The 26462-nt window shown below is 48.0% G+C and carries 28 protein-coding genes; 22 read left to right on the top strand and 6 right to left on the bottom strand.

Going from position 1 to position 26462, the window contains the following annotated elements:
- Positions 1-46: 46 nt before the first annotated feature.
- On the bottom strand, positions 47-316 hold the full coding sequence (locus M3234_RS03375; RefSeq protein ID WP_262303318.1) for a hypothetical protein: 270 nt from the start codon (positions 314-316) through the stop codon (positions 47-49).
- A gap of 74 nt (positions 317-390) precedes the next feature.
- Between M3234_RS03375 and M3234_RS03370 the strand changes: the two genes are divergently transcribed.
- The 5 genes from M3234_RS03370 (at position 391) to M3234_RS03350 (ending at position 4344) form a co-directional block, all read left to right on the top strand.
- Positions 391-1374 carry a magnesium transporter CorA family protein gene (locus tag M3234_RS03370; RefSeq protein ID WP_262303317.1) on the top strand — a complete coding sequence of 328 codons (984 nt, stop codon included), beginning with the start codon at positions 391-393 and terminating at the stop codon, positions 1372-1374.
- Positions 1375-1531: 157 nt separating this feature from the next.
- Positions 1532-1843: an STAS domain-containing protein gene (locus M3234_RS03365; RefSeq protein WP_262303316.1), complete on the top strand. Its 312-nt coding sequence runs from the start codon at positions 1532-1534 to the stop codon at positions 1841-1843.
- 4 nt (positions 1844-1847) lie between these two features.
- The gene (rsbW, locus tag M3234_RS03360) at positions 1848-2330 is read left to right on the top strand and encodes an anti-sigma B factor RsbW (protein WP_262303315.1); all 483 of its coding nucleotides are present in this window, start codon (positions 1848-1850) and stop codon (positions 2328-2330) included.
- Positions 2296-3093, top strand: coding sequence for an RNA polymerase sigma factor SigB (gene sigB, locus M3234_RS03355; protein ID WP_262303314.1), 798 nt, complete (start codon positions 2296-2298; stop codon positions 3091-3093). The genes rsbW and sigB overlap by 35 nt, the downstream gene beginning before the upstream one ends.
- 117 nt (positions 3094-3210) lie before the next feature.
- Positions 3211-4344 carry a PP2C family protein-serine/threonine phosphatase gene (locus tag M3234_RS03350; RefSeq protein WP_262303313.1) on the top strand — a complete coding sequence of 378 codons (1134 nt, stop codon included), beginning with the start codon at positions 3211-3213 and terminating at the stop codon, positions 4342-4344.
- A gap of 292 nt (positions 4345-4636) precedes the next feature.
- On the opposite strand, the gene M3234_RS03345 is transcribed toward M3234_RS03350, so the two are convergent.
- Entirely contained in the window at positions 4637-5101 is a 465-nt protein-coding gene (locus tag M3234_RS03345; RefSeq protein WP_262303312.1) for a Dps family protein, read from the bottom strand.
- Between the two features lie 169 nt (positions 5102-5270).
- Here M3234_RS03345 and M3234_RS03340 point away from each other — a divergent pair, with 169 nt between their 5' ends.
- Together M3234_RS03340 and M3234_RS03335 are read left to right on the top strand one after the other, a co-directional pair.
- A complete protein-coding gene (locus M3234_RS03340; RefSeq protein WP_262303311.1) occupies positions 5271-8171 on the top strand; it encodes a CHASE3 domain-containing protein in 2901 nt (966 codons plus the stop codon).
- A 173-nt stretch (positions 8172-8344) separates the two neighbouring features.
- Complete coding sequence (locus M3234_RS03335) at positions 8345-9175, top strand: CheR family methyltransferase (protein ID WP_285858253.1); 831 nt, start codon at positions 8345-8347, stop codon at positions 9173-9175.
- A gap of 358 nt (positions 9176-9533) precedes the next feature.
- Here the strand turns inward: M3234_RS03335 and M3234_RS03330 are convergent, their stop codons facing one another.
- Both M3234_RS03330 and M3234_RS03325 read right to left on the bottom strand, forming a co-directional pair.
- Complete coding sequence (locus M3234_RS03330) at positions 9534-9788, bottom strand: GlsB/YeaQ/YmgE family stress response membrane protein (protein WP_066309882.1); 255 nt, start codon at positions 9786-9788, stop codon at positions 9534-9536.
- A gap of 91 nt (positions 9789-9879) precedes the next feature.
- Positions 9880-10218: an IDEAL domain-containing protein gene (locus tag M3234_RS03325; protein ID WP_262303310.1), complete on the bottom strand. Its 339-nt coding sequence runs from the start codon at positions 10216-10218 to the stop codon at positions 9880-9882.
- A 131-nt stretch (positions 10219-10349) separates the two neighbouring features.
- Here M3234_RS03325 and M3234_RS03320 point away from each other — a divergent pair, with 131 nt between their 5' ends.
- The 8 genes from M3234_RS03320 (at position 10350) to M3234_RS03285 (ending at position 17013) form a co-directional block, all read left to right on the top strand.
- Positions 10350-10670, top strand: a complete 321-nt coding sequence (locus M3234_RS03320; protein ID WP_262303309.1) for a YflT domain-containing protein — start codon at positions 10350-10352, stop codon at positions 10668-10670.
- A gap of 75 nt (positions 10671-10745) precedes the next feature.
- Complete coding sequence (locus M3234_RS03315) at positions 10746-10925, top strand: hypothetical protein (RefSeq protein ID WP_262303308.1); 180 nt, start codon at positions 10746-10748, stop codon at positions 10923-10925.
- 172 nt (positions 10926-11097) lie between these two features.
- Positions 11098-11331, top strand: a complete 234-nt coding sequence (locus tag M3234_RS03310; protein ID WP_262303307.1) for a DUF1146 family protein — start codon at positions 11098-11100, stop codon at positions 11329-11331.
- Positions 11332-11668: 337 nt separating this feature from the next.
- Positions 11669-12535: a YwmB family TATA-box binding protein gene (locus tag M3234_RS03305; RefSeq protein WP_262303306.1), complete on the top strand. Its 867-nt coding sequence runs from the start codon at positions 11669-11671 to the stop codon at positions 12533-12535.
- 32 nt (positions 12536-12567) lie between these two features.
- Complete coding sequence (gene murA, locus M3234_RS03300) at positions 12568-13881, top strand: UDP-N-acetylglucosamine 1-carboxyvinyltransferase (protein ID WP_262303305.1); 1314 nt, start codon at positions 12568-12570, stop codon at positions 13879-13881.
- Between the two features lie 28 nt (positions 13882-13909).
- Positions 13910-14206 carry a hypothetical protein gene (locus tag M3234_RS03295; RefSeq protein WP_262303304.1) on the top strand — a complete coding sequence of 99 codons (297 nt, stop codon included), beginning with the start codon at positions 13910-13912 and terminating at the stop codon, positions 14204-14206.
- 107 nt (positions 14207-14313) lie between these two features.
- Positions 14314-15360, top strand: a complete 1047-nt coding sequence (gene spoIID, locus M3234_RS03290; protein WP_262303303.1) for a stage II sporulation protein D — start codon at positions 14314-14316, stop codon at positions 15358-15360.
- Positions 15361-16269: 909 nt separating this feature from the next.
- On the top strand, positions 16270-17013 hold the full coding sequence (locus M3234_RS03285) for a nuclease-related domain-containing protein (RefSeq protein WP_262303302.1): 744 nt from the start codon (positions 16270-16272) through the stop codon (positions 17011-17013).
- 290 nt (positions 17014-17303) lie between these two features.
- Here M3234_RS03285 and M3234_RS03280 read toward each other — a convergent pair whose 3' ends face one another.
- Positions 17304-17726, bottom strand: a complete 423-nt coding sequence (locus M3234_RS03280) for a VanZ family protein (RefSeq protein ID WP_262303301.1) — start codon at positions 17724-17726, stop codon at positions 17304-17306.
- Positions 17727-17900: 174 nt separating this feature from the next.
- On the opposite strand from M3234_RS03280, the gene M3234_RS03275 reads away from it, so the two are divergent.
- Positions 17901-18788: a M23 family metallopeptidase gene (locus tag M3234_RS03275; RefSeq protein ID WP_262303300.1), complete on the top strand. Its 888-nt coding sequence runs from the start codon at positions 17901-17903 to the stop codon at positions 18786-18788.
- Positions 18789-19243: 455 nt separating this feature from the next.
- Positions 19244-21304: a penicillin-binding transpeptidase domain-containing protein gene (locus M3234_RS03270; protein WP_262303299.1), complete on the top strand. Its 2061-nt coding sequence runs from the start codon at positions 19244-19246 to the stop codon at positions 21302-21304.
- Between the two features lie 174 nt (positions 21305-21478).
- Here M3234_RS03270 and M3234_RS03265 read toward each other — a convergent pair whose 3' ends face one another.
- On the bottom strand, positions 21479-21817 hold the full coding sequence (locus M3234_RS03265) for an MGMT family protein (RefSeq protein WP_262303298.1): 339 nt from the start codon (positions 21815-21817) through the stop codon (positions 21479-21481).
- 196 nt (positions 21818-22013) lie between these two features.
- On the opposite strand from M3234_RS03265, the gene M3234_RS03260 reads away from it, so the two are divergent.
- The 5 genes from M3234_RS03260 to fabZ all read left to right on the top strand — a co-directional run bounded on the left by M3234_RS03260 (position 22014) and on the right by fabZ (position 26323).
- Positions 22014-22583, top strand: coding sequence for a dihydrofolate reductase family protein (locus M3234_RS03260; RefSeq protein ID WP_262303297.1), 570 nt, complete (start codon positions 22014-22016; stop codon positions 22581-22583).
- A gap of 660 nt (positions 22584-23243) precedes the next feature.
- Entirely contained in the window at positions 23244-23519 is a 276-nt protein-coding gene (spoIIID, locus tag M3234_RS03255) for a sporulation transcriptional regulator SpoIIID (RefSeq protein ID WP_066309827.1), read from the top strand.
- Between the two features lie 572 nt (positions 23520-24091).
- The gene (mreB, locus tag M3234_RS03250) at positions 24092-25093 is read left to right on the top strand and encodes a rod shape-determining protein (protein WP_066309825.1); all 1002 of its coding nucleotides are present in this window, start codon (positions 24092-24094) and stop codon (positions 25091-25093) included.
- Positions 25094-25416: 323 nt separating this feature from the next.
- Complete coding sequence (locus M3234_RS03245) at positions 25417-25749, top strand: DNA-directed RNA polymerase subunit beta (protein WP_311315621.1); 333 nt, start codon at positions 25417-25419, stop codon at positions 25747-25749.
- Positions 25750-25888: 139 nt separating this feature from the next.
- Positions 25889-26323, top strand: a complete 435-nt coding sequence (gene fabZ / locus M3234_RS03240; RefSeq protein WP_262303296.1) for a 3-hydroxyacyl-ACP dehydratase FabZ — start codon at positions 25889-25891, stop codon at positions 26321-26323.
- Positions 26324-26462: the final 139 nt, after the last annotated feature.

The raw sequence follows: 26462 nt of genomic DNA, 5'->3' as shown, positions 1-26462 counted from the left end.
TCGCGATGACATGGCTGGAGCCAGGAGAACTGTCCCCGTGGTCAGGTTACTGAATTTTTTCATTATAAAATTGCACGGAGTACATGGCGCCTTCGTCGACCATTTTATTGTCTTCGATATCGCGCGGGTGGGGGTTGCCGCCTTTTTCAATCGGCAGCTGCTCCGATTGTTCAAATACATTCGGCATGATTTTCCGTTTCCAGTCCCGCAGCAGAGACTCCACTTTGACCCGATTCGGTTTATTCGATAACCACAAGGCGGCCGACGCACCAGCACCCACAGCTAACAATGTTCCCATTTTTAACGCTTTTGCCATTGTCATTACCTCCTTTTCTCAATAAATACCCATTCTTTGAAAAATGAAACCTATGTTTTGCGAAGGGTGCTTTTTTGAAAAATCTAACCCATGTTTCGCATAGGCCTGTTTTAATAAAAATTATCAAATGTTTTGTTAAGACCCGTTTTGGGAATGAAATACTGAGACTAAAAGGGGGGATTTGGATGGAGACTTTGTTCGGCAAGGACAAGTGGAAATGGGTGCAGGCTCAGCCTGAGGAGACGAAGATGCCCATCAATGACACCAACCGTGTGCGGGTGAGCTGCTTGGACAATGGGGAAAAGGCGGTCAGGGGTTCGCTCGTTTATAGACAAGATTTTTCTAAGGAAAAGGATTATCAAATCTTCCATTTTCAATTGACAAGGGAAGAGCTGGTGACGGTGGATTTGGACTGGGAGGCGCCGGACCCGGATTTGTTCCAGCGGCAGCTGGACCGGATGGAAACCGCGGTTGATGGGTTTTTATTTTTCCTGGGGGAGTTGGTGAATGACCTGCTGGTGGAGATTGATCAGTTTGAGGCCGAGCTCAAAAAGCTGGTTTGGTGCGTGCGCAATCGGAATGAGACGGGGATTCTCGAGCTTGTTTATAAGCGGCGGCATGAATTAATGGTGGCGAAGGGGCTGCTGATTCCGCTGAACGAGCTGCGGATGGTCATCGATGAAATCAATCTGCACTCCAGCAGTACGGTGTATGAAGCGACCAGCAAGCGGATGGAGCGGGCGCTGTTTTTGCTGCGCGAATATGAGCAAACGCTCGATTCGATGATTAACCTTGAGGAAGTGATCTCGTCGCATCGCGGCAACGAAATCATGAAGACCTTGACGGTGATGACGACGGTTTTCACCCCGGTGATGGCGTTCGGTGCCTTGTGGGGGATGAATTTCAAGCATATGCCGGAGCTGCAGTGGCCGTTCGGGTATGGGATGTCGCTTGTGCTGATCGGGGTCTCGACGGCATTGCTGTATGCCTATTTAAAAATGAAAGGCTGGACCGGCGATCTGTTAAAGGGGAAAAAGAAGGGATCATTTTTTAAGTAGGGCGAGTTCAAACTCCTACTATTGTACTAGGTCATCTGGGTTATTCGTCTAATTAGCATATTTTGGTATAATACTAGAAATTATTTTTTTTAAAAATAGGTTTTGGATATAAACAAGGTGGGTATATAACAAATAAATCATTTTGAGGTGAGGATGGATGAATATAACAATAGACAAAAAGCAAAGTGACCAGGGGGTTGTCGTAAAAGTGGCCGGGGAGATTGATGCGTTTACGGCGCCGCAGCTGCGGGAGGAGTTAGCGGCTCTGGCTGACGGAAATAGCAAAACGATTATCGTCGATCTGAAGGACGTGACGTATTTGGATAGTACCGGTCTTGGGGTGTTCGTTGGGTTGTTTAAACAAATGAAGAATAATGGCGGAGAGTTGAGACTGACGAACCTGTCGGACAGGCTCAAGCGGCTGTTTGAAATCACCGGATTAAGCCATGTGATGCAAATGAAAGGATAGGGGAATGGGTGACGTGATGGATTATATTGAAATGAAGATTCCGGCCAAGCCGGAGTATGTTGGTGTGATGCGCTTAACCCTGTCGGGGATTGCCAGCCGGATGGGCTTTACATACGAGGAAATAGAGGATATGAAGATTGCCTTAAGCGAGGCGATCACCAACGCCGTTCAGCACGCTTATGCCATGGATGAGGGCGGCGAGGTGATTGTCGGCTTTGGAATTTACGAGGACAAGCTGGAAATGGCGGTAGCCGACAGCGGCAAGAGCTTTAATTTTATGCAAAAGAAACAGGAACTTGGCCCTTATACGGAATGTAGTACAGTGGAACAGCTTTCAGAGGGAGGGTTAGGCCTATATTTAATAGAAACGCTGATGGATGAAGTCCGAGTGTTGAACCATTCCGGAGTAACGGTCTTCATGGCGAAGTACTTGAGTGGGGAGCGTGAAATTCATGACACAACCATCTCAAACCAGGAGAAGAAGTAAGGAAGAAATTGAGGCGCTGATTCAGGAGTTTCAGGAGACCGAAAGTCCGGAGGCCCAAAATGCGCTCGTGGAGCAATACTCGGCCCTAATCGGAAGCATTGCCCGAAAGTATTCCAAAGGGAAAGATTTTCACGAAGATATCGTACAGGTGGGGATGATTGGGTTGTTGTCGGCGATCCGCAGGTTTGACGTCAGTGTCGGCCGGCCGTTTGAGTCGTTCTTGATTCCGACGGTGATTGGCGAGATCAAGCGATTTTTACGGGACAAAACCTGGAGCGTTCACGTGCCGCGGCGGATCAAGGATGTATGGCCGAAGCTGAAAACAGTGGTGGACGAGCTGACGAATCAGTATCAACGATCGCCGAAAATCCACGAAATCGCCGACTATATGGAGATTTCCGAAGAAGAAGTGTTAGAAGCGATGGAGATGGGGAAGAGTTATCAGGCCGCCTCCGTTGACCAGTCGTTTGAACAGGGTTCCGAGGGGAGCACGGTCACGGTGCTCGATGTCGTCGGCACCCCAGATGAGGGGTTTGAAAAAGTCGATCAGAAGCTGTTGCTCGAAAGCGCTCTAGATGTGCTGTCGGAGCGGGAAAAGGCAATCATTCATTGTACGTTTATTGCGAATAAAAGCCAGCGGGAGACCGGTGAGTATCTGGGAATTTCGCAAATGCATGTGTCGCGGCTGCAGAAAAAAGCGCTGGCCAAACTGCGGAAGGAACTGGCGAGCGGGGGGCAGACCCTTGATGCGTTATTGCGGTGACTGGATGGGGGTTAGCCCCTTGATACGGTATTGTGGTGAATAGATGGGGGACAGGCCACCATTGCGGTAACGCGGTAAACAATTTATCTCACCAACTCAAGAAGATTGGGGGCAGCTATGAATATTGTAATAGTCGATGATAATTTGACGAATTTGATGATAATTGAAAAAATCCTGCAAAAAGGCGGTTACGATAAACTGGTGTCGCTGACGTCGGCCCGGGAGCTGTATGACTATTTGCAGCTAGATGCGGACAAGCCGCTTGAGGTGCCAGTCGACTTGATTTTGATGGACCTGATGATGCCGGAAATTGATGGAATTGAGGCGTGCCGGACGATTCTCGCCACCGAGCGGTTCCACGACCTGCCGATTATTTTTGTCACAGCAATGGGGGATTCCTATAAAATGGCCGAAGCGATGGACGCCGGCGCACTGGATTATGTGATGAAACCAATTAATAAAGTGGAGCTGCTGGCCCGGATGCGCTCGGTGCTCCGCCTGAAACACGAGAAAAATTTACGCAAGGAGCGCGATAAACGAATTCAATTTGAGCTGGACTTGGCCAAGCAGGTCCAGCGCAGCGTGCTTAGCAAACCGCTGGCGAACGACGACGTCCGGATTTCCGCGGTGTACAAGCCATCATTCGAGCTTGCTGGTGACTTGTACATCTGGTACCAGATTAGCCCCAACCGCTACGGGGTTATTTTGCTTGATATGATGGGCCACGGAATTTCGTCGTCACTCGTGTGTATGTACATCTATTCGGCGTTGAAGGATACCATTACAGGCCTGGGCGATCCGGAAGCCGTGATGCAGGAGCTGAACCGGCGCATGAACCAGCTTCATATGCCGGAAAGTCTAATAAACTACTATTTTACCGCGATTTACTTTGTTTTGGACACCGAGAACCGGACGATTGAGTATGTCAATGCCGGCCACCCGGCAGGTCTCGCGCTGGTCGATGGGCAATTGCAGCTGCTGGATCAGGGCTGCTGCGCACTTGGCTTTTTCGAAAAAATAGAGGTAACAAAAGGGGTGATTCCCTATAAGGAGGACGCCCGGATTCTGCTGTTTACCGACGGGCTGTCGGAGTGGTTGGAGGAAGAATACCAGGATGCGAGGCTGAAGTTGGTCGATGGCCTGCGGGCGACGGAGGATCCTGAGGCCCTGTTAGAGGCGCTCCTGCCAAGCGCCGAACCCCTCCAGGCCCAGAAGGACGACATGTGCTTGGTGATGATTTCGACGAGGTGATTTTTTTAAAAAAAAGGCTCTATTATAACGTGTTGAGGATTAAACGGAAAAATTCCGTTTATCTTATAAAAATGGTTGGATTTTGCCTTATGTAGAGCAGTTAAGCGGAATTTCTCCGCTTATTTCTGCTTCTTAAGTCTCGACGCTATACATTAGACGGAAAATCTCCGCCTATGAATTCTTATACCCACACGAAAAGGAGTCTTAAAAAAGGTTGTCCTCCACAATAGGACAAATTTCTATAAAAAACGGGTGCCGGCGAAGAGCCAGCACCCAGTCGTGTTGTTTGCAGTTATTCCGCGAGATACGCTTTCAGCATCCAGCGGTGTTTTTCCAGTGAGGCCCGAATCGACGTGAAGAGATCGGCGGTCGGCTGATCGTCATTTTCCTCGGCCGAGGTGATTCCTTCGGTAAGCTCTTTGCAAATGGCAGTCAGGTCATCGGCCAGTGTCTGAACCATATCCTGTGTCGACTCGTCGCCGGTTGCTTCCGAAATCGTAGCCATCTCCAAAGCGCCTTGCAGTGTGGAAATCGGCGTCCCACCCAAGGCCAACAGCCGCTCAGCGATCGTATCGACATGGAGGGCCGCCTCGGTATACAATTCTTCAAACTTCACGTGCAAGGTGAAAAAGTTCTCTCCTTTTATATACCAGTGGTAATGATGCAGTTTCATATACAGGACCGAAAAATTCGCCACCTGCTTGTTCATCGTCTCTGAAAGTATAGTAGCTTGATTCTTTGTTCTTGTTCTAGCCATTTTTGAAAACCTCCATTATATGGTGATACTTTGTGCATACCCGCCGGCCGCCCATTTAAAACTAGGAAATTTTTAAAAGGGAAAATAGGCCCAGGACACATGCCCCATTGGGCGAATTTAATAGAAACGATATGATAGAAATAGGAAAAAACAGAAGGGGGTGGCCGTGATGAAGGGCTTCAACTACAGCATTCATGCCAAAATCATTACTGGCTATTTGACGATCCTAGTTTGCCTCGTCCTGTCCCTGCTTATTGTCATCAATAGGATGACGGCGCTGCAGAACGAGGTTGAATTCATTTCGCAGCACGATCTCGAGGTTCATAACCTCGCCAATCAAATTCAAAAAAATGTCCTCGACATGGAAACCGGGATGCGCGGCTATGTGCTGACCGGGCAGGAGGAGTACCTCGAGCCGTACCATCAAGGCAACCGCAACTGGCTCGACAACTACAACAAACTCCATTCTTTGTTGAAAAATAACAGCAGCCAGCAGCGCAATCTCGAGGAAATTAAGCCGCTGATTCAAAACTGGGTCACGAATACAGGCGAATACTCAATCAATCAAAAGCGGGAGGGCAAGGAAGCGGAGTTGGCCAAGCATTTCGGGCAGCAGACCGGCAAAAAGGTAACCGACCAGCTCCGCACCCAACTGACTTCTTTTTTGGAAAAAGAAAAGAAACTCACTGAGGAGCGCACCAGTGAGCTCAGGCAAAATAATACCAATTTAAAAATTACCCTATACGCAATTATCATCTTGGTCACTGTGATCACGATTGCAACGGCGTTGGTCCTGTCAAATTCGATTGTCAAAACGATTAAACAGGTCGTGAGGACGATTCAGAATATTACCGATTCAAAGGTAGACTTGACGACGCGGATTAGCGTGAAGACGAATGATGAAACGCACGAGCTCGCCGAGGCGATGAACAGCCTGCTTGGCAGTCTCGAAAAGCAGCAATGGGTGCAAAAAAGCATGACCGACATTTCCATGATGTATCAGGGGATAACCGACATCAACGAGCTGGCGCACAAGTTCATTACCCGGCTCGCGCCGCTGCTTAACGCCTGTTACGGGGTCGTCTATCTGCGCCGGACGCAGGGGAGCGAGGTCGACTTCGCCAAAGTTGCCGGTTATGCAACGGAGGATGATGAGGTAGCCGTGAAGACGAGTTTTCGGTTCGGGGAAGGCTTGGTCGGCCAAGCTGCACTTGATCAGCGGATTTTTCTTATCGACCAATTGCCGGAGGAGCACATGAAAGTGACGAGCGGCTTGGGCGCGTCGTCCCCGCGGAATTTATTGGTGGCGCCGATTTTATATGAGGGCCGGGTGGAGGCAGTCGTCGAGTTCGCGGCGATGCAGCCATTCCTCTCGCAGCACCTGACCTTGCTCGACCTGCTGCAGGACAAGTTCGGCTCGTCGATTACCAGCGTGCTCGGTCGGATGGAGGTCGAGCGGCTGCTGGGCGAGTCGCAGGTCATGACGGAGGAACTCCAGGCGCAGTCCGAAGAGCTTCAGGCGCAATCCGAGGAATTGCAAATGCAGCAGGAGCAGCTGAAAATTACCAATGACTATTTGGAGGAGCAGAGGCAGTTTGCTGAACAGCGGGCGTACGAGCTGAAAAAAGCGAAGGACGAGCTCGAGGAATATTCGCGCAAGCTTCAAGCGAGCTCGCAGTACAAGTCCGATTTTCTGGCGAATATGTCGCATGAGCTGCGGACGCCGTTGAACAGTATTTTGATTTTGTCGCAAATGCTGATGGAAAACGGTGCGGATATGGACGAGGACGAGGTCGGCGAATACGCCCGCGTCATTAACACATCCGGCGCCGATTTGCTGCGGCTGATTGACGACATCCTCGATTTATCGAAAATCGAGGCTGGAAAAATTGAAATTTTAACAGACGAAGTGAATGTCACTGAGCTGCCGCAAACGCTGAAAAGCTTGTTCGACCCAGTCGCAGCGAAGAAGAATGTGACGTTTGAGGTCGTGACCGAACCGGATGTGCCGCCGGTGATTTCCACAGACGGCCAGCGCCTCCAGCAAATTTTGAAAAATTTGCTGTCTAATGCGTTCAAGTTTACCGAACAGGGGTCGGTAACGGTACGGATTGCCCTGGCCGAGGCTGAGAAAATCGGCCAGGGTCCGGGTGGCGTGTTCGAGAAGTTTGGAGAAATCGACCAGGGTCCGGCGAGTGCAACTGAAAAACTCAGTCAGGGTCCAGCGGATGCAACTGGAAAACTCGGTCAGCATGAGGATAACGTGGCCCAGAACCTGCCACAATTGCCAGCCGGGTCTCCGGTATTAGCGATTTCGGTAACAGATACCGGCATTGGCATCCCGGAGGATAAACAGCAAATTATTTTTGATGCATTCCGGCAGGTGGATGGAACGACCAACCGGCAATATGGCGGTACCGGGCTCGGCCTCTCGATTTGCCGTGAATTCACCCGTTTGCTCGGCGGTGCCCTCGAAGTCGAGAGCGAGGTCGGCAAGGGCAGCACGTTTACGTTGTATATCCCGAGCCGACTCGAAGTCGAGCAGGAAATTTTTTCAGCATTTGAAGAAGTCGCTGCCGGACGTGTGGTGGAGGACGAGGCTGAGCCGGTGGCCTGGCTCGAGGAAGATTCGACTGCTGACGAGCAGTCTGAGGCAGAATGCAGTTCCGATGATGAGTTATTTAACGGTAAGAAAGTGCTGCTTGTCGAGGATGACAGCCGCAACGTGTTTGCGCTGGTAACGGCGCTTGAGCGCAAGGGTGTCACGGTCAAGGTCGCGAAGAACGGGCGCGGGGCAATCGAAATGTTGCGGGACCAAGCCGATTTTGACCTGATTTTTATGGACATCATGATGCCAGTCATGGGCGGCTATGAGGCAATGACGATCATTCGCGGCGAGCTTGGACTCTTGGATCTGCCTATCATTGCGCTGACCGCCAAGGCCATGAAGGGCGAGCGCGACAAATGCATGGAGGCGGGCGCCTCCGATTACATCACCAAGCCGTTGAATATTGACCAGCTATTCTCGTTGATGCGGGTTTGGCTGACAGAGCAGGTGAAGTCAGAGTGAACAGTTTAACAAGCCAACCGTTGAGGAAGAAGTCACCTGAAGTCGAGGAGCGACAACCGGAGGCGACTTTTGAAAAAAATACAAATCTTGCTGTGGAGCCAATAGCAGAGTCTCAGTCTCGGGACGAAGCGGTTTCGGCGGCTGATTTTTCCAATGAAACGGAGTCGTTCGCGCTGACCGAGGTTCAGGAAATCGAGATCAATTTGCTGCTTGAGGCCCTATATCAAATGTATGGCTACGACTTTCGCGGTTATGTCCGGGCCTCGCTGACCCGGAGGATTTTGAATCGAATAAAGGGCGAGCGGGTCCCGACGATCACCGCGTTATTGGAAAAAGTACTGCACGTGCCCGGGACGTTGGAGCGATTGTTGAATGACCTGTCGATTCGAATGACGGAGATGTACCGGGACCCGAGTTTCTTTGCCGCGTTTCGCACTGAGGTGGTGCCGCTGCTGCGCGAGCTTCCCGAGATTCGCATCTGGCATGCGGGCTGCGCGACCGGCGAAGAGGTCTATTCAATGGCCATTCTCATCCGCGAGGAGGGGCTGGCCGAAAAGACAAAAATTTACGCTACCGATATGAACGAAAAGGCCCTTTCTGCCGCGCAAAAAGGCGCCTTCCCGCTCAAGAAAATGCAACAGTATACAAAAAATTACTTGAAGGCAGGCGGAACGAAGGCCTTTTCCGAGTACTACACGACCGATCATCAATGTGCGTATTTTAAGCCGTTGCTGGACGACAACCTGATTTTCGCCCAGCACAATCTGGTCACCGACGGCTCGTTTAACGAGTTCCACGTGATCCTCTGCCGCAACGTCATGATTTATTTCGCCAACAGCCTTCAGCAGCAGGTCCACCGCCTATTCTACGACAGCCTGGCGGCGGGCGGCTTCCTCGGCCTCGGAAGCAAAGAATCAATTCTATTTTTGCCAAAAGGCGTCGACTACGAGGAATTTAACCCGCACGAACGCATTTACCGGAAGATGCCTAATTTGGCGGTTTGAAATGATTGGGGGCGTGAAGATAGGGCCATGGGGGGATTGGCAACCCAAAACGGGTGAGAACAAAATCAAAGTGAAAAACCATCCCCGTTGAACTTTTTTGGTCGGAATCCGGGATTTATTGGTCAGTACGAGGATTTTATTGGTCACTTTCCCTGATATATTGGTCAGTTTTCAACTTTTATTGGTCAAAGCCAAAATCCTGCACCAAAAAGCCAGGCATGTGTGCCTGGCTCAAGTAATTTCAGTCGATTTTAGAGGCCCCCACCGCCTTTTTAATTACCTCTCAAAGTCCCGCCAATAACAAGAAAACACAAAATAAGAAGAGACTGCCGGTTATACAGCAGTCTCTTCTTATAGATTAGGCTGTGTGTTTGGTGCCTTTGAGAATCAGGCTGAGGATGAAAACAAGGGCGATGGCACCGATGAGGGCGGGGATAAAGTAGAAGCCTCCGATGACTGGGCCCCAGCCGCCAAGCAGCAGTGATCCGAGCCACGCACCGATAAATCCTGCGATAATATTTCCGATAATTCCTCCCGGCACGTCACGGCCCAGAATGAGTCCTGCTAACCAGCCGATGATTCCCCCAATAATTAATGACCAAATAAATCCCATCATCAATCTCTCCTTTCAGTCGATGTACAATGTTGAATACCCGCCTTTTCAAAAATGAAACATGTAATTTTCAAAAAAATAAATCCTTCTATTAGGTTAAACTTTTTCCATTTAAGCGCTCTTTCAGGCGGGTACGCGGCTGACGCAGCGAATTTTGGCAAGTCCGCAGCTCGGCGGTTAGTTTTTGAAACCCGGCTTGGTCCCGCTCATCCAGACATTTGTCAATCGCCCGTTTTAGCAGGCTGATTCTTGAAATGAGGCTCGCTTCGCGTTTGTGCTCTAATTGATAAAGTTCCTTCCATTTGTGGTCGTCCTCCAGGCGATAATCACTGGGTTTTGTTAGGTGCATGCCACATTTGCATAGCGTTTCATGAACAGTTAATACGTAAAATTCCTTGTTTCCGCAATATTTGCATATCAATTTCTTCATATGAACACCTCCAATCTCTATATACCCACGATGAATTTGGTTTTAACCCGTTTTAAAAAAATTCCGAGAATAGGTTTTGTTTTTTAAAAGAGCGGTTATATAACCTGTAAACCACGATAGGAGGAATAAAGATGAACACAGTGAAAGTAGTAGAAAATGGTGTACAAGCAAAAAAGGTAATCGAGGAATGTATCATGCAGGGATATACAAAGGATGAAATCTATTTACTGGCACACGACAAGGATCGCTCGGAAGACTTGACCGACGGCTTGGATATCAACGGAATCGGCGTTCCTGAACAAGGGGTGCTGGATTCAATCGCCAACGTATTCCGGACCCGGGGCGATGAGCTGCGCTCGAAGCTGGAGTCACTTGGGCTCTCGGCCGATGAAGCCGAGCGCTATGAAAGGGATATGTACCTAGGCAAAGTGATCGTTGTCGCGGCAAAATAGTAGGTGGCTAAAGGAGAAGACGGCGGGGGATTGACCCCCCGCTGTGAAAAAAATCAGGAGAGAGGAGAATCGCAAATGAAATATTCAACTGTAAGCTTGGAGAGGTTGATGGGAGGACGCACGAGGGCCAGACGCAAGGCGGGACATGGCTGCAGCTTGGAAGATTTTTTCGAGGATCCGATTATCCATAAGGAGATCCATGGGGATAAAGTATATGTGCCGCTCAATTTACACCGGGCCTGGATGGAGGGGTAACCTATTAACTGCCTAAACAACGTTTAAAAAGTGGTTAGTGAACGGTGTTTAGGCAGCTAATCTTTTGTTATCTATTTAAATTTTCTAAAATCATCCCAAAAATTGGGAAAATTAATGAACTTTTCTTGACTCCGTGTTAGAATAGTCTTTGTGTATTAAAGGAGGGCTGAACATGGAGGATTTTGGACAAATGGCGTTAATCAGCATTTTATCGCATTTGATGTTTATTGCGCTTTCTTGGTGGGCATTGCAGTCGATCCGGCTTGAAAAAGTGCTGAAAGCCAACCATGTATTTCAAGCGCGACTATTATACATATTATTGGCTATTTTCATTGGCTCAACGGTTAGTAATTTTTTCCTTGATTACCTGCATTGGTCCCGGCAGCTGCCACTTTTGTTGCAGTAGGGCGGAATTTGGAAAAATTTTAGGTCTTCATACGTGTTCCCAAATGAGAAGATATTGAGTACAATCAATTTTATGTGCAGGCAAAAACCAAACGCACTTATTTGTGAATCTGATAACAAGAGGCCCTAACACTGCTGGATTTATGATAGGCAGTGGTCGGCGGCCATAAAATTTTTCAAATAGTACTTGTCAGACGTATAACCAATCATGGCTGATTCAAAGGGTTTCGGATGTAAACTCAACCAATTTGCTTGGACTTTGTCAAAAAGTGACGAGAATTCCCAAGTATGCTCTTCCCCCCATTGGAGACAATGGTAGTAAGGGAGAGATGAGAGAGATGAAACCAATTGGTAAGTTGTCTATATGTTTGATTACGGTAATCAGTTTGTTTTTTGTTTTGTACGGCGGCTTGAAAGCTGACCGTGTGCTGGCGGCATTTGGTTCAGGGCAGCTTGATCGCGTGCTGACCGCGATTGGCGTTAGTGGAACTTTGTCCGAAAGCGCCAGCGGGGACGGCGTCCGCCAGGTATTTTTCAAAAAAGAAAAAAGTGACTTGGGGAAGATCGGCGAGATTTTGCACGCCGAAAATATTTTGCTCGAGGAATGGTCGTTTTATGCACGTGAGCAGGTGCCAGGTTTTAAAGGTGAGACGGACGTGAAGGAATACGCAGACGAGCTTCGGCAGAAATTTCCAGACTGGGAGTGGAAAGTAAACGAAACCAGTGAGAAATGGGAAATGACGGCAGTATCTCCAACATCTACACACCACATGGAAGAGCTCCAATTCTTGGCAACCCGCACAAATCAACCTCCGGCTGCGTATATAGTATATAGTGTCAGGGGTAAGCAGTGGAACGAGTCCTCGGAGCGGTTTTTCGCGACGTCTGATTTTCAGGATAGGCTAAATGACATATTTCGAGGAAAACCAACAGTTTTTTCTTGTATGAAGGGTATTTTCAGTGATAAGATTGATACGGCTTTAGGATTAAAATTGGACCAGATTCTGTCTAATTTTAATGCGAGAGAGCTCGAAGCGTTAAAAGAGGAGAATTTCATGTCTGTGTCGGCCGCGTCGCCGATGTTTTCAGGCAGCTTAGATACAAAGAAAAATAACATGAATTTGCAAATTGGCTTACGCTCCGAAGGATTGGGCGCTCAGACTACCATTGTGGTAGGAACCCCTATCATTACGATTGAATATTAATATAGAGAAAATGGACGCGGAGGGGAATACTCTTGGAAAAGATTATCGTCCGCGGCGGAAAAAGGCTGTATGGAACGGTTAAAGTGGAAGGTGCAAAAAACGCCGTCCTGCCTGTTATCGCTGCAACATTATTAGCAAGTGATGGAAAAAGTGTAATACGTGATGTACCTACGCTCTCCGATGTATATACAATTAATGAAGTTCTACGCAATTTAAACGCGGAAGTTCGTTTTGACAATAATACTGTTGTTGTTGATGCATCCAGAGTGTTGAAAGAGGAGGCGCCGTTCGAGTATGTTCGAAAAATGCGGGCGTCTGTGCTTGTGATGGGATCGTTATTGGCGCGTAATGGCCGTGCCCGGGTGGCTTTGCCTGGCGGCTGCGCAATCGGTTCCCGCCCAATCGACCAGCATCTGAAGGGCTTTGAGGCCATGGGTGCGACGGTAAAGGTGGGCAATGGTTTCATCGAAGCGGAGGTTAATGGCCGCTTGCGTGGGGCGAAGATTTATTTGGATTTCCCGAGTGTCGGGGCAACCGAAAATATTATGATGGCTGCGACTCTGGCTCAGGGTACGACGATTATTGAAAACGTGGCAAAAGAACCGGAAATTGTGGATTTGGCCAATTTCCTAAATAAAATGGGCGCGCGCGTAAAGGGTGCCGGCACTGGTACGATTCGAATCGAGGGTGTCGATGTCCTGTTTGGCGCGGACCATGCGATTATTCCGGACCGGATTGAGGCGGGTACGTTTATGACGGCCGCGGCGATTACGGGCGGAAATGTGTTAGTGCGGGGCGCTGTGCCTGAGCACTTGTCTTCGTTGATTGCAAAGATGGAGGAAATGGGTGTAACGATTATCGAGGAAGAGGATGGCTTGCGTGTCATCGGTCCTGATAAATTGAAGGCGGTAGATATTAAGACGATGCCGCATCCTGGTTTTCCGACCGATATGCAATCGCAAATGATGGCCTTATTGCTTTGTGCTGAGGGTACCTCGATGATTACGGAAACGGTGTTTGAGAATCGCTTCATGCATGTGGAGGAGTTCCGCCGCATGAATGCCGATATCAAGATTGAAGGCCGTTCGGTGATTCTGCAGGGTCCTTCGGATTTACAGGGAGCGGAAGTGGCTGCGACCGACCTTCGCGCAGCGGCAGCGTTGATTTTGACGGGGCTTGTGGCAGAAGGCGTGACACGTGTGACCGAATTGAAGCATCTGGACCGCGGTTATGTGGATTTCCATCATAAGCTGGCGGCTTTGGGCGCTGATATCGAACGCGTGGCGGAAGCAGACGAAGAAAACTTCATCGAACTGGGAAAATATGTATCTGATATGAATGCCTAAGTGAGGGCAGGGTCGGGAGCCGGATGGTTTGGTTATTCGGTTTCCGCGCTGTCATTGGTGGCCGGTCAGGGATGACTATGGCCCGCCTGCGAACTGGGGGACATGTTCCGCCCGTTTGTGGAATGGGGATGATGACCCGTTTGTGAACGGGGCAACAGGACTCACGAACTTGGCAACAACTAAACAAATGTCAACAAAACCAAAGCAACGGGGCCTGGAACGCGGGTCCTGTTTTTATTTTGGCTTTTTTTATGCTTGGATGGGCGCCGCTGATGTGTCCGCCCCAGATGGACAAAATGGGGATTTGTCCACGGATGGTGCCTGACGCCCAATTTAAAAAAACTGTAATAAATGCTTGTCCGCTTCCATATGTTTTATTGTACGCATCCCGAGATTAGGTGGGCTGTGAATTTACATTCTGGAGGCACATTCATGATTAAGATCAAACCACTCATCGTACTAGTATCGTTTCTCATTGCCTTGACGTTGATTATCCCGGCTGTTATGGTTTTGCCGTTTTCCGGCGAGAAGGCAGCCGGAAGGTTAGGCGAAGAACTAAAGAAGACCAAGGCAGCGGGGGAGAATGCCGCTCCGACAGCGGATGCCGCCGTGGAGGTGGCTGTATTTCGCGCGGCTAAATCCGTGATTGAAAATGTCGGGTTGGAAGACTATCTTGTTGGTGTGGTGGCGGCCGAGATGCCGGCCGAGTTCAACCAGGAGGCATTGAAGGCGCAGGCGCTGACAGCGAGAACATATATCGTTAGCCGGATGCTAAACAAGAATACGATGGGTGTGCCGAAAAGTGCTCTGGAACAGGGGGCACAGGTGACGGATACCCAAAACCATCAGGTGTACTTAAGCGACGACGAGCAGCGCAAAAAGTGGGGGGCTGATTATGATTGGAAAAAGAAAAAGATTATCGAAGCCGTTCGAGCCACAAGCGGACAGATTCTAACATATGACGGAAAGCCAATAGACGCGATGTTTTTTTCAACGAGTAATGGCTTTACCGAGAATTCCGAGGAGTATTGGTCCGGCAACATCCCGTATTTGCGCAGTGTGTCAAGCCCGTGGGATAAGAACTCGCCCAAGTTCAACAGCCAAAAGGTGATTTCGGTGAAGAATTTTGAGGCGGCGCTCGGTGTGAAGGTCGGCTCAAGCGGGGCGATTGGAAAAATTGTCGCCAGGACGGAAGGGAAGCGTGTCGCCAAGGTCGATTTCGGCGGCAAGGTTCTGACCGGCAAAGAGATCCGCGAGAAGCTGGATTTGCGGTCGTCCGACTTTTCGTGGGAGCGCAAGGGGGGCAATATTGTGATTACCACCCGCGGCTTTGGCCATGGCGTGGGGATGAGCCAGTACGGCGCCAATGGCATGGCTGAGGAGGGCAAGAACTACCAGGACATCGTGATGCACTACTACAAAGGGATCGAGATTACCTCAGCGGATAGCATGCTAGCGACCATTACGGCGAAGAAATAGGGTTGTAGTTGGAAAATTTTAAATAGGTTACTTCAGCCAGGCGCGGGTGCCTGGCTTTTTGGTTGGGGTGGGGTCGGATCTGGTGTAGTGTGGTGTGGTGACCAATAAAAGTTGAAAACTGACCAATATATCGGGGAAAGTGACCAATAAAATCCTCAAACTGACCAATAAATCTGGAATTCCGACCAATAAAAGTTCAACGAGGATGGCATTTTTCAAAAAAAGGTAATTGATAAGGGTGTGGGGCATCTAAAATCGATTGAAATTACCTAGGCCAGGCACACATGCCTGGCTTTTTGGTGTAAGATCTAGTGCATTGACCAATAAAAGTTGAAAACTGACCAATATATCGGGGAAAGTGACCAATAAAATCCTAAAACTGACCAATAAATCTGAAATTCCGACCAATAAAAGTTCAATGAGGATGGTATTTTTCAAAAAGAGGTAATTGATAAGGGTGTGGGGCATCTAAAATCGATTGAAATTACCTAGGCCAGGCACACATGCCTGGCTTTTTGGTGTAAGATCTAGTGCATTGACCAATAAAAGTTGAAAACTGACCAATATATCGGGGAAAGTGACCAATAAAATCCTCAAACTGACCAATAAATCTAGGATTCCGACCAATAAAAGTTCAACGAGGATGGCATTTTCCAAAAAAGAGGTAATTGATAAGGGTGTGGGGCATCTAAAATCGATTGAAATTACCTAGGCCAGGCACACATGCCTGGCTTTTTGGTGAGTTTGTTGGGATGTATCTGGTGGTTTGACCAAAAAACCTGGGAAAGTGGCCATTCGCACAGGATCAAAATGAAATATGTTCATAAATCGGACAAGAATATTGTCGATTTTTGCAGGGATATGATACGTAATAATGGAATTGAACTAAAAACGAAAGGATGGTGCCACTTGGAAGATAAACCATGTTCAATTCCATTAAGAATCTTGAAGTTAGAGGCTTTATTAGAGGGGAGGCTGTGCCCGAATCACCCGACAATCCCTGATATAGCGGCGGAGTATAGGCGGCGGCTGGCTGGATTTCGCGGGGAAAAGGCGTTGGAGTTCCATTTGAGTATGCTGTCGCAGCAAAAGTTTCATATTTTTCATAATATCCGGCTTAAATTAGGGAATTACTACTTCCAAATTGATTACCTTATCCTCTGCTCCTCATTCGCGATAGCCCTGGAAGTAAAAAACATGAGCGGCGAGATTATTTTTAAAAAGGAACTAAATCAGGTCTTTTGGAAAAAGAATGAGGTGGTGGAAAGAATCAAGAATCCAGTGCTGCAGGCCAGGCTTCAGGCAAGAAAGCTTAAAATGTGGCTGCGCAAGCATCAAATTGAGGATTTGCCGGTCCATTATTTGTTTGTGAATAGTAATGAAAAAACAAGGATTACGGTCGAACCGGGAAATGAGCAGGTCCTACAGGTCAGCTGTAACAGCGAAGGGGTGGTAGACAAGATAGAGCAGATAGCAAATGTAAATATGGTAGAAAAGCTAGATTCGAAACAATTAAAAAAACTACGAAGACTAATCCTCACGAAGCATACTCCGGAAAATCCCGACCTACTGAAACAATTCAACCTGTCACCACACGAAATTCTTCCGGGCGTTAAATGTCCCAACTGTGATTTTTTATCGATGTTCTATTGAAACGGTACCTGGTGCTGTTCGAGATGTCAGTTTAAGTCCAAGACCGCCCATATACCTGCTGTCCAGACCTATTTTTTATTAATAAAGCCGACAATTACCAACAGGGAATTACGTGAGTTCCTGCAAATTAGTTCAATAACGGTTGCGAAAAAGATCCTCCTGTCACTTAATCTGCCCTTTACTGGGAAACAGAAAGGCCGTGTATATCACCAGCCGGCTTTACACAAATAAAACCCCCTAATCTGGATTGTTAAGTCCAACTTAAGGGATTCACTTCAAGTCCACGGTGGTTATTGACCAATTGACCGCACGCGTCCCAGCATCCTCATAAGCCCGCTGAATCTCCCCCGGAACAGTGCCCCGCTGATGAAGTAATAGCAGACGAGAATTCCGGTGAAATCCTTCACGAGGTCGAACACCGACGCCGAGCGGTAGGGGTAGAACGACTGGTGGATTTCGTCGCTGATGCCGTAAAAGGCGGCGAACACGGCGCAGGCGAAGTTCCAACCTGGCGTGAAAGCGCCTCGCCGGGTTAACAACGCGAGCACCAGCAATACATATAAAATCGCGAATTCTATTAAATGCAGGGACTCTTTAATAGTACGGTCGAGCTGGGAGTCGGGCAGCTCGACGAAATGATTGGATGGCAGGCTGGACTGGATCCAGATGGCGGCCATATAAAGGAGCGGCAACGCTCGTAATATCCATTTCATGATGGGTACCTCCGAAAGATTTTTCAAAAATTCATGCAAAATTTTCAAATGTTTTTCAAAAATTCATGCATAAAATCCACAAGCATATCGAAAAATAAGTTTTTCAAAAAAATTTTTCAAGCTTGTGTATATAATTCTAGTTATCTGTTCAGAATGATTGCTGAGGTGATGAAAATGAGAGAGGAAGAAAACAAACGATCTTCTCAAGGTTCCAGCGTAAAACGCTTTTTCAAAAAGCGTTGGGTATTTCCAGCCATCTATATTGCAAGTGCAGCAATCATTTTAACAGGAGTTCTTTGGTATCAATCCAGCGCAGGCGACTCAGACAAATATGACTACAAGTCTACTGATATTGCTGGCAAAAAGAACCAAACACCAGCCGTTGAGGTTAACTCCGCACTGGAAAACTTCAAAATGCCGGTGGCAGACAGCGCAAATGCTGTCATCAAGACAAAGTTCTATGATTTCGACGCTAAAGCCGAGGATCAGGAAGCAGCATTAGTATTCTACAACAATACGTACTCGCCAAGCACGGGTATCGACGTCACGATGAAAAACGGCGAAAGCTTTGATGTTACCGCATCATTGAGCGGTACTGTCACTCGCGTCGAAGAAGATTCCGTTCTAGGAAATGTGATCGAAATTGAGCACGACAAAAATATTGTAACACAATATTCGTCGGTGAAAGACATTAAAGTTGAAGTCGGCGACAAAGTGAAGCAAGGCGATGTGCTTGCCAAGGCTGGAAAAAGCATGTTGAATGAAAAAGCTGGAACTCACGTCCATTTTGAAATTCGCAAAGATGGCGTCGCGGTGAATCCTAACAAGTATTTTGACAAATCGTTAAGTGCGTTGCAAGAAGCAAAAATCGAAAAGCAGCAATTGAAGAAGCAGGAAGAGTTGTATGAAGACGATTCCGAACAGCCTGCCGATGAAGGGCTACCTGCAGAAGATGAGAAGTCAGACGACATGCCTTCAAATGATAAGAAATCCGAAGATGGCGGCAAGTCCACTGACGGCGACGACCAGTCAACCAACAAAACCGAAAAGAAAAATTCTTAATATCGATTATGTACCAAAGGGGAAGGGGAATGCTTTCCTCTTTTTTTTGTGCTTTTTTTGAGGGACAGGGTGTGCTACAGGTGCGCCAGGTGGTGTGCCGCGTGGTCGCACCAAGGTTTTGACGTGATGGAGAAATCGACGACATCCTCATTTAGGCAAAAAAATATCCGGCACAAAAGGCCGGACAACAAGCAATATTATAAAGGGGGGTTAATGAAAAAGATGAAAGAGATTGTCCTTTTCATATCTCTATATTACCCCCAAAGTATGAACAAACTATGAATAAACCATGAAAGAAATCATAAAAATCTAAGGTTGGAAACCTGATGAATTTTGTCCACGTGGGGTGGACAAAATGGGGGAATTGTCCACGGATGGTGCCTGACACCAAATTGACACCAAATGACACAAAATACCAATAGGTGGTAGAATGAAATAAAAGGAGGGGAGTTTGTTTGAGTAGAGGATTGAAGGTGTGGTTGTTGTTTTTGGTTGTGTTGGGGGCGGGGCTAACGGCTGCGGGGTGCAGTAAGGAGCCGACGCCGCAGGAGCGTTTTGCCGAGTACATTTCGCTGTGGAATGACGGTAAGTTTGATAAGATGTATGGTTACCTTTCGAATGATGCGAAGAAGGACATCTCCCAAGAAGAATTCACCAGCCGCTATGAGAAAATCTACGATGATCTGCAAATTACTGACCTCAAGATTGACTTCAAAAAACCGAAAGAAGATAAACAGGCTGATCAGGAGCAAGCCAAGTATACTTACACCGCCAAAATGAGCAGCATCGCGGGACCGATTACCTTCACCCAGGATGCCACTTTGAAAAAACAAGACAAGGATGATAAGGCAAACTGGTATGTCGACTGGAATCCCGGGTTCATTTTCCCCGGCATGCAGGAAGGCGACACAATCAGTTTAAGCACGGTGCCGGCAAAACGGGGCGAAATCCTTGATCGCAACGGCTCGGGGGTCGCGGTAAACGGCCAAGTGTACGAGGTCGGCGTGTCGGCCCCGGACGCTGGTGCCACGCTGGCGGCGCCAGTGATGGAACAGCTGTCGGCACTGTTGAAGATGCCGCGTGAGTCAATTGAAAAGGCCTTGTCAGCAGGCTGGGTAAAGCCGGGGATGTTTGTACCGCTGAAGAAAGTGTCGATGGACGACCAAGAGCGAATCGCCCAGTTGGTGGCGCTGGAGTCGGTGAAGACGCGCAAAGTGGACGCAAGGATTTATCCTTATCGGGAGTCTGCGGCCCACTTGATTGGCTATGTAGGGCCCATTACCGCCGATGAGCTCGAGAAATTGAAAGACAAGGGATACACAAGCAAGGATGTGATTGGAAAGCGCGGCTTGGAGCAGGTGCTTGACCAACAGTTGAAGGGCGAAAGCGGCGTAAAGATTTTTATTAAAAAGAAGGTCGGCGGCGAGAAAGTGATTGCCGAAAAACCCGTGTCTGATGGCAAGGACGTGAAGCTAACGATTGATGCCGACTTGCAGAGCGTGATCTTTGATGAGATGAGCGGCGGCTCGAGGGCCTCGGGAGGAGTCGTTGCGACGGCCGGCGAAGTGGGAACGGCTGCGGCGCTAAACCCGACAACAGGGGAGACGCTGGCCCTGGTTAGCAGCCCGTCGTTTGACCCGAACCAGGCGATGCTCGGTTATTCTGCGGACGAGCGGAAGTCGGTGCAGGAGGACGCTCGGCAGCCACTCCTGACGCGCTTTAAGATGACCTATGCGCCTGGGTCGGTGCTCAAGCCTGTGACGGCCGCTGTGGCACTTGGAAACGGCGCAATCAAGCCGGAGGAGGCCGTGGAGATTCAGGGGCCGAAATGGCAGAAGGACGCCTCGTGGGGCGGGTATTTTGTGACGCGGGTCCACGAGGGAAGCCCGATCAATCTTGAAAAAGCGTTCGTGAGCTCCGACAACATTTATTTTGCCCAGGCAGCGCTGAAGACGGGGAAAGAGAAGTTTGCGGCGGGTCTCAAGCAGTTTGGGTTTGAAGAGAAACCTGAGTACGCCTATCCGCTAGAAACGTCCAAGATTGGCGATTTGGGCCGGGATATCGCGCTGGCTGATTCCGGATATGGCCAGGGGCAGGTGGAGATGAGCATCGTGCATTTGCTGTCGGCCTATACGCCGTTCGTCAATGGCAGCGGCGATATGATGAAGCCGATTTTGCTGGCGGAAGAGGAATCGGGGCAGGTGCTGAAGAAGGCGGTGGTTTCTGCGGAGAATGCCGGGCTGATTGCAGGGTATTTACGCAAGGTGGTTAGCGATCCGGGCGGCACAGCGCATGTAGCGGAGATGGCGAATATGGCGCTGGCCGGGAAGACCGGGACGGCGGAAATCAAGCAGAAGCAGGGCGAGACCGGGACCGAAAACGGCTGGTTTGTGGCCTGGAATGCCGATGGGTCTCCCAACCTGCTGGTTGCCATGATGGTCGAAGGCGTCCAGGATCGGGGCGGATCGAAGGTGCCGGTCACGATGGTGAAGGATATTTTTATGAAGCTTAAATAAGGACTACTTTGGAGGCGGTCATTATGGATCTCGTGGTTTATATTGCCCGTGGAGCGAGGAGAATTGTGGCAACGGAAAAAAAGGGACGTTTATTTTTCCTGTAGAGCTAGGGAAATTACGGTAGCGGTAAAAAAGACGTTTTTCTAACTCGGCTATGAGTAAGCCAGGATACCATTAAAAATGGTCCTCCTGGCTTTTTCTTTTGACTGCAGGCTGCCACTGATATTTTTTCAAATCAATAATGCCGTTTAGGCCAACTTCAATGCCTTCTGCTTCGAGCGACAGTCGCTGTTCATTATAGGATTCATCGTCTTGGAGGGCAATTTGCCCCTTGGCGTTGATGATCCGGTGCCAGGGCAGGCGGTGTTTCTTGCTCATTGAGTGAAGGATGCGCACGACTTGTCGTGCAGCCCGCGGGCTACCGGCAAGGCCGGCTATCTGGCCGTAGGTAGCGACTTTGCCGGCCGGGATGCTTTTGATAATTTCAATAACGGTTTCGGTAAATGGAGTCATGGTTGGGTCCTTTCATGGCCGGTTTCTAAATCTATGGGTGGAAAAATTCCGCACAAGTGAATACCCTTATTATAATTAGGTTGCACAAAAATTTGAAGGTTTCGTTGAAGTGTACCATGCTCAAATTCTTATTCAAGTAATAAGGAAAGTAAACTATGTAGACAGATTTGAATAACAGAGGGTGGGTAAAAGAGTTATGTCAAATAAGGATAGACAGAGAAGAATAATTTTAGATTTAGCCGTTACTTTAGATGGTTTTATTGAAGGAAAAAATGGAGAAGTTGATTGGTGCATTATGGACTCTGATATGATGTTTACCGATTTCTTAAACCAAATTGATACGATTCTGTATGGAAGAAAAAGCTACGATTTATGGGGACAATTTAGTCCGAAGACTAATGATGCTACTGAAAAAGAACTTTGGCGATTAGTTCATAGTAAAGATAAATATGTTTTTTCAAGAACACAAACAGGAATGAATCATAAAGCAACATTCATTAATGATAATATTTTTGAAGAAGTAATGATCCTAAAGAATAAACCTGGTAAAGACATCTGGCTTTATGGCGGAGCAAGCCTTATTACTACTTTTATTAATTTAGGACTTGTTGATGAATTTAGATTATCTGTTCACCCTGTCATCTTGGGGGAAGGAAAACCGTTGTTTAATGATATAAAACAGAGGTTGAATGTAAAATTGGCTCAAACAAAAACGTTTTCTTCTGGCGTTGTGCAATTAATTTATCATTGGAATGGTAACGAATAGGATGCTTCCATTCAATAAAAATTCATAAAAAGAGGCGAATGGTGTCAGGCACCAATAGGCACCTAACCACGGTCAATACATAGCAAACGGTGTCAGGCACCAATACATACCTAACCACCATCAATATACCGCAAATGGTGCCTGACACCGACACCACCATCGCCACGGCACAAAACTTTCCTCCGACAAATTTCTTGGGAAATAAACCGCCCATCTCCGTCATTTCCTTGCGAATCTAAGGCGTGGCAAGGGTTTGGGCATTTTTTACTAGTTGTCGAATAGTCGTGTGTTTTCTGACTTATCTGAAAATAAACAAATACCTTGTCCTGTTTGGCTATTTTGTGCATAAACCCGTATCCAAGCTAATAGAATGGTTACAAACCTTTACAAAGAGAGTGTTTGAGGTGAGGAGTCGTTTGAGGTTAACGGGAACTTAGTCGGGGACATGATTTATTCATTGTATATTCAGAAAGTAGTTAACTTTCTGCCGTGTGAATCGCTGGCGTTTGGCATATCCATGGTACATCCGAACGCAAAAAACAGAGACGGCTTCCAGAATCGCGAAGCCCGGGCATAACTCACGCGGACAGCAGAATTGGTCGAAGTGATAAGCGAGTCTCATTTCACACTTCTCACATCCAATTTAGGGAGGGCGAGAGTGTGCACGATTACATCAAAGAGAGGACTATCAAGATTGGAAAGTATATCGTGGAGACGAGGAAAACGGTTCGCGTCATTGCGAAGGAGTTTGGCGTATCCAAATCTACAGTCCATAAGGATTTAACAGAAAGACTTCCTGAAATTAATCCGGAGCTTGCAAATGAAGTCAAAGAAATTTTAGATTATCATAAATCCATTCGCCATTTACGGGGCGGCGAGGCAACGAAAATGAAGTACCAGAAGGAAGAAAAAGAAGGAGAGGCTGTCCAAAAATAGCCAGAAACGGGCGAATGGTGTCAGGCACCATAGCCTTTTTTTGTACAACTTTTTAGGGGAGCGGCGGAAAATGCCCCACCCGTCGCACACCTGCTTTTTGGAAAAAACACAGGAAAATGCCCCACCCGTCGCACACCTGCTTTTTGGAAAAAACGCAGGAAAATGCCCCACCCGTCGCATACCTACTTTTTGGAAAAAACGCAGGAAAATGATCCACCTGTCGAAGACCTGCTTTTTGGAAAAAATGCAGGAAAAATGACCCACCAGTGTGGACCCAACCTTACTAGAAAAACGGAAGGAAAATGATCCACCCGTGGCAAACCCGACTTTAAAAAAAAGCGTCTGGAAAATGACCCATCCGTGTCAGACCCAACCTTTTTAAGAAATGGCAGAAAATCAGCTAGGAAACCGCACTCATGGCAGAGAATCCCTCCGAAAAGATTGTACGACAGGATTCTTCAAATTTTTACATCGTTTCCTGTTAAATTGTTATGGATATTTTAATGAATGTGATAGAATAAACAATTAGGAAAAGAATGTGGAATCCGTCTTATAGGAGGAAAGGATTAGGAATGTTTGCAAGGGATATTGGGATTGACTTAGGAACGGCCAACGTGCTAATTCACGTGAAGGGCCGCGGAATTGTGTTGAATGAGCCTTCTGTCGTGGCGATTGATAAGAATACAAACAAAGTGCTAGCGGTCGGCGAAGAAGCGCGCCGTATGGTTGGACGGACACCGGGGAACATTGTGGCGATTCGCCCATTAAAGGACGGCGTCATCGCCGACTTTGATGTGACCGAGGCAATGCTGAAACATTTTATCAACAAGTTGAACGTAAAGGGCTTTTTATCGAAGCCGCGCATCCTGATTTGCTGCCCGACGAACATTACTAGCGTCGAGCAAAAAGCGATTCGCGAAGCGGCTGAAAAAAGCGGCGGTAAAAAGGTGTATCTGGAAGAAGAACCAAAGGTGGCGGCAATCGGCGCCGGCATGGACATTTTCATGCCAAGCGGGAACATGGTTGTCGACATCGGCGGCGGAACGACCGATGTGGCCGTGCTATCAATGGGCGATATCGTTACTTCCTCTTCGATTAAGATGGCCGGCGACAAGTTCGACATGGAAATTCTCAACTACATCAAGCGCGAGTACAAGCTATTGATCGGTGAGCGTACATCGGAAAATATCAAAATTAATATCGGCACCGTATTTCCGGGATCACGTTCGGAAGAAATGGAAATTCGTGGCCGTGACATGGTCAGCGGGCTGCCGCGCACGATTACGGTTCGGTCCGAAGAAATCGAGGGGGCATTGCGTGAATCGGTTTCGGTCATTGTTCAGGCTGCAAAAAGTGTGCTTGAGCGTACACCACCAGAGCTTTCTGCCGACATCATCGACCGCGGCGTCATCTTGACCGGCGGCGGGGCCTTGCTGCACGGCATAGACATGCTGCTGGCGGAAGAATTGAAGGTACCGGTACTTGTAGCGGAAAATCCAATGGATTGCGTGGCAATCGGTACAGGCATCATGCTGGACAACATTGACCGGATCCCTGGGCGGAAGTTAGGGTAATTTATCTAATTCGGTTCGTGGCTAATTTTTCGAAAAATTGTCGGAATGTATGACATCATACCAATAAAAAAAGTCTAATGTAACTGGCCGCGCACGCCTTTGGCATTAGACTTTTTTATTTGGTCCACAACCAAATCCCCCTAATTTTAGCAATATTCTTCCACTGAGTGTCGATTTCCTGTAAAAAATTGATGTTGTTTGGAATATTTTTTGTATAATAGAATAAATGGAAATGAAAATTTTTCGAGACTAAAATAAAAAATGGTTATAATATGTGTAACTCTAGTTCCGCTAGGCTTTGTGCGGATGCGGTTAAAGGGGAAATGAACATGTCTGTTAATAATCTGAATCAACAGCAGATTCAAACGCGAGAGCAATATAAAAAGGCCAAGGGCGATGCGCTGGAGCAGGTTAGAGGAGAAAACAGTGCCGTCAATGAGAAAGAAAAGACCAAGGCAGCGCCGCGCCAAAATGAGCGGATTCGCATCAGACTTATTCCAATTTGGCTCAGGCTGTTGTTGTTGGCGGTCTTTACGGTTGTGAGCCTGGTGGCCGGGGCCGCGATTGGCTACGGAGTCATCGGGGACGGGAAGCCGTCGGATGTGCTGAAGGAATCAACCTGGACGCATATTCGCGATTTGGTGCAGAAGAAATAGAAGGACACTCCGCGAATTGAGTGAGAAGAAATCAGGTATTTTTATAAAAATTGGGGGAAGGGTAACGTACAGCCCTTCCCTTTTGCATGCCTTTAATAGTAAAATAGTGAGTAATTACTAGTAGGAGGTACTAATACTTATGCTTGATATAAACGAAATCAAAGAAATTATTCCGCACCGCTATCCGTTTTTGCTGGTGGACCGGATTTTAGAAGTGGAAGAGGGCAAACGCGCGGTTGGGATTAAGAATGTTTCCGCCAACGAGGAATTTTTCAACGGGCATTTTCCTGATTACCCGGTCATGCCAGGCGTGCTGATTGTCGAGGCGCTAGCGCAGGTCGGAGCTGTCGCCATGTTGAAAAAAGAGGAAAACCGGGGCCGGCTGGCATTTTTTGCGGGAATCGATAATTGCCGCTTTAAAAAGCAGGTCAAGCCTGGCGACCAGCTCCGCCTCGAGGTCGAAATGACGCGCCTGCGCGGGCCAATCGGCAAGGGCAAAGCGGTTGCGACTGTTGACGGAGAAATCGCCTGCGAAGCGGAAATCACCTTTGCGTTGGGAGAAAAGAAGGAATAGGTTCAACACGCCGGTGCCCTTTGGGTGCCGGCTTATTTTATTTTGCTCCATCATGTACCGACCTTTTTATTTCGCGTGGGCGTTTTCATTTCCGCCGGCTGGTACCGGCTGCTTTTTTTCAAAAAACTTCATGGACATA

This window comes from Neobacillus niacini (genome assembly GCF_023715785.1).
Taxonomy (GTDB): domain Bacteria; phylum Bacillota; class Bacilli; order Bacillales; family Cytobacillaceae; genus Neobacillus; species Neobacillus niacini_E.
Note: the sequence above shows the minus strand (reverse complement) of the source record. Positions and strands in the feature narration are given on the sequence as shown.

What these genes read in the sequence shown, in the direction of transcription:
- mreB (WP_066309825.1), top strand. Translation starts at nt 24,092, where the DNA reads ATGTTTGCAAGGGATATTGGGATTGACTTAGGAACGGCCAACGTGCTA.
- rsbW (WP_262303315.1), top strand. Translation starts at nt 1,848, where the DNA reads ATGGGTGACGTGATGGATTATATTGAAATGAAGATTCCGGCCAAGCCG.
- M3234_RS03330 (WP_066309882.1), bottom strand. Translation starts at nt 9,788, where the DNA reads ATGGGATTTATTTGGTCATTAATTATTGGGGGAATCATCGGCTGGTTA.
- M3234_RS03350 (WP_262303313.1), top strand. Translation starts at nt 3,211, where the DNA reads ATGAATATTGTAATAGTCGATGATAATTTGACGAATTTGATGATAATT.
- M3234_RS03320 (WP_262303309.1), top strand. Translation starts at nt 10,350, where the DNA reads ATGAACACAGTGAAAGTAGTAGAAAATGGTGTACAAGCAAAAAAGGTA.
- M3234_RS03345 (WP_262303312.1), bottom strand. Translation starts at nt 5,101, where the DNA reads ATGGCTAGAACAAGAACAAAGAATCAAGCTACTATACTTTCAGAGACG.
- M3234_RS03245 (WP_311315621.1), top strand. Translation starts at nt 25,417, where the DNA reads ATGAACATGTCTGTTAATAATCTGAATCAACAGCAGATTCAAACGCGA.
- M3234_RS03315 (WP_262303308.1), top strand. Translation starts at nt 10,746, where the DNA reads ATGAAATATTCAACTGTAAGCTTGGAGAGGTTGATGGGAGGACGCACG.
- M3234_RS03325 (WP_262303310.1), bottom strand. Translation starts at nt 10,218, where the DNA reads ATGAAGAAATTGATATGCAAATATTGCGGAAACAAGGAATTTTACGTA.
- M3234_RS03275 (WP_262303300.1), top strand. Translation starts at nt 17,901, where the DNA reads ATGAGAGAGGAAGAAAACAAACGATCTTCTCAAGGTTCCAGCGTAAAA.
- M3234_RS03260 (WP_262303297.1), top strand. Translation starts at nt 22,014, where the DNA reads ATGTCAAATAAGGATAGACAGAGAAGAATAATTTTAGATTTAGCCGTT.
- M3234_RS03265 (WP_262303298.1), bottom strand. Translation starts at nt 21,817, where the DNA reads ATGACTCCATTTACCGAAACCGTTATTGAAATTATCAAAAGCATCCCG.
- fabZ (WP_262303296.1), top strand. Translation starts at nt 25,889, where the DNA reads ATGCTTGATATAAACGAAATCAAAGAAATTATTCCGCACCGCTATCCG.
- M3234_RS03365 (WP_262303316.1), top strand. Translation starts at nt 1,532, where the DNA reads ATGAATATAACAATAGACAAAAAGCAAAGTGACCAGGGGGTTGTCGTA.
- M3234_RS03340 (WP_262303311.1), top strand. Translation starts at nt 5,271, where the DNA reads ATGAAGGGCTTCAACTACAGCATTCATGCCAAAATCATTACTGGCTAT.
- M3234_RS03375 (WP_262303318.1), bottom strand. Translation starts at nt 316, where the DNA reads ATGGCAAAAGCGTTAAAAATGGGAACATTGTTAGCTGTGGGTGCTGGT.
- spoIID (WP_262303303.1), top strand. Translation starts at nt 14,314, where the DNA reads ATGATTAAGATCAAACCACTCATCGTACTAGTATCGTTTCTCATTGCC.
- M3234_RS03310 (WP_262303307.1), top strand. Translation starts at nt 11,098, where the DNA reads ATGGAGGATTTTGGACAAATGGCGTTAATCAGCATTTTATCGCATTTG.
- M3234_RS03280 (WP_262303301.1), bottom strand. Translation starts at nt 17,726, where the DNA reads ATGAAATGGATATTACGAGCGTTGCCGCTCCTTTATATGGCCGCCATC.
- M3234_RS03305 (WP_262303306.1), top strand. Translation starts at nt 11,669, where the DNA reads ATGAAACCAATTGGTAAGTTGTCTATATGTTTGATTACGGTAATCAGT.
- sigB (WP_262303314.1), top strand. Translation starts at nt 2,296, where the DNA reads ATGACACAACCATCTCAAACCAGGAGAAGAAGTAAGGAAGAAATTGAG.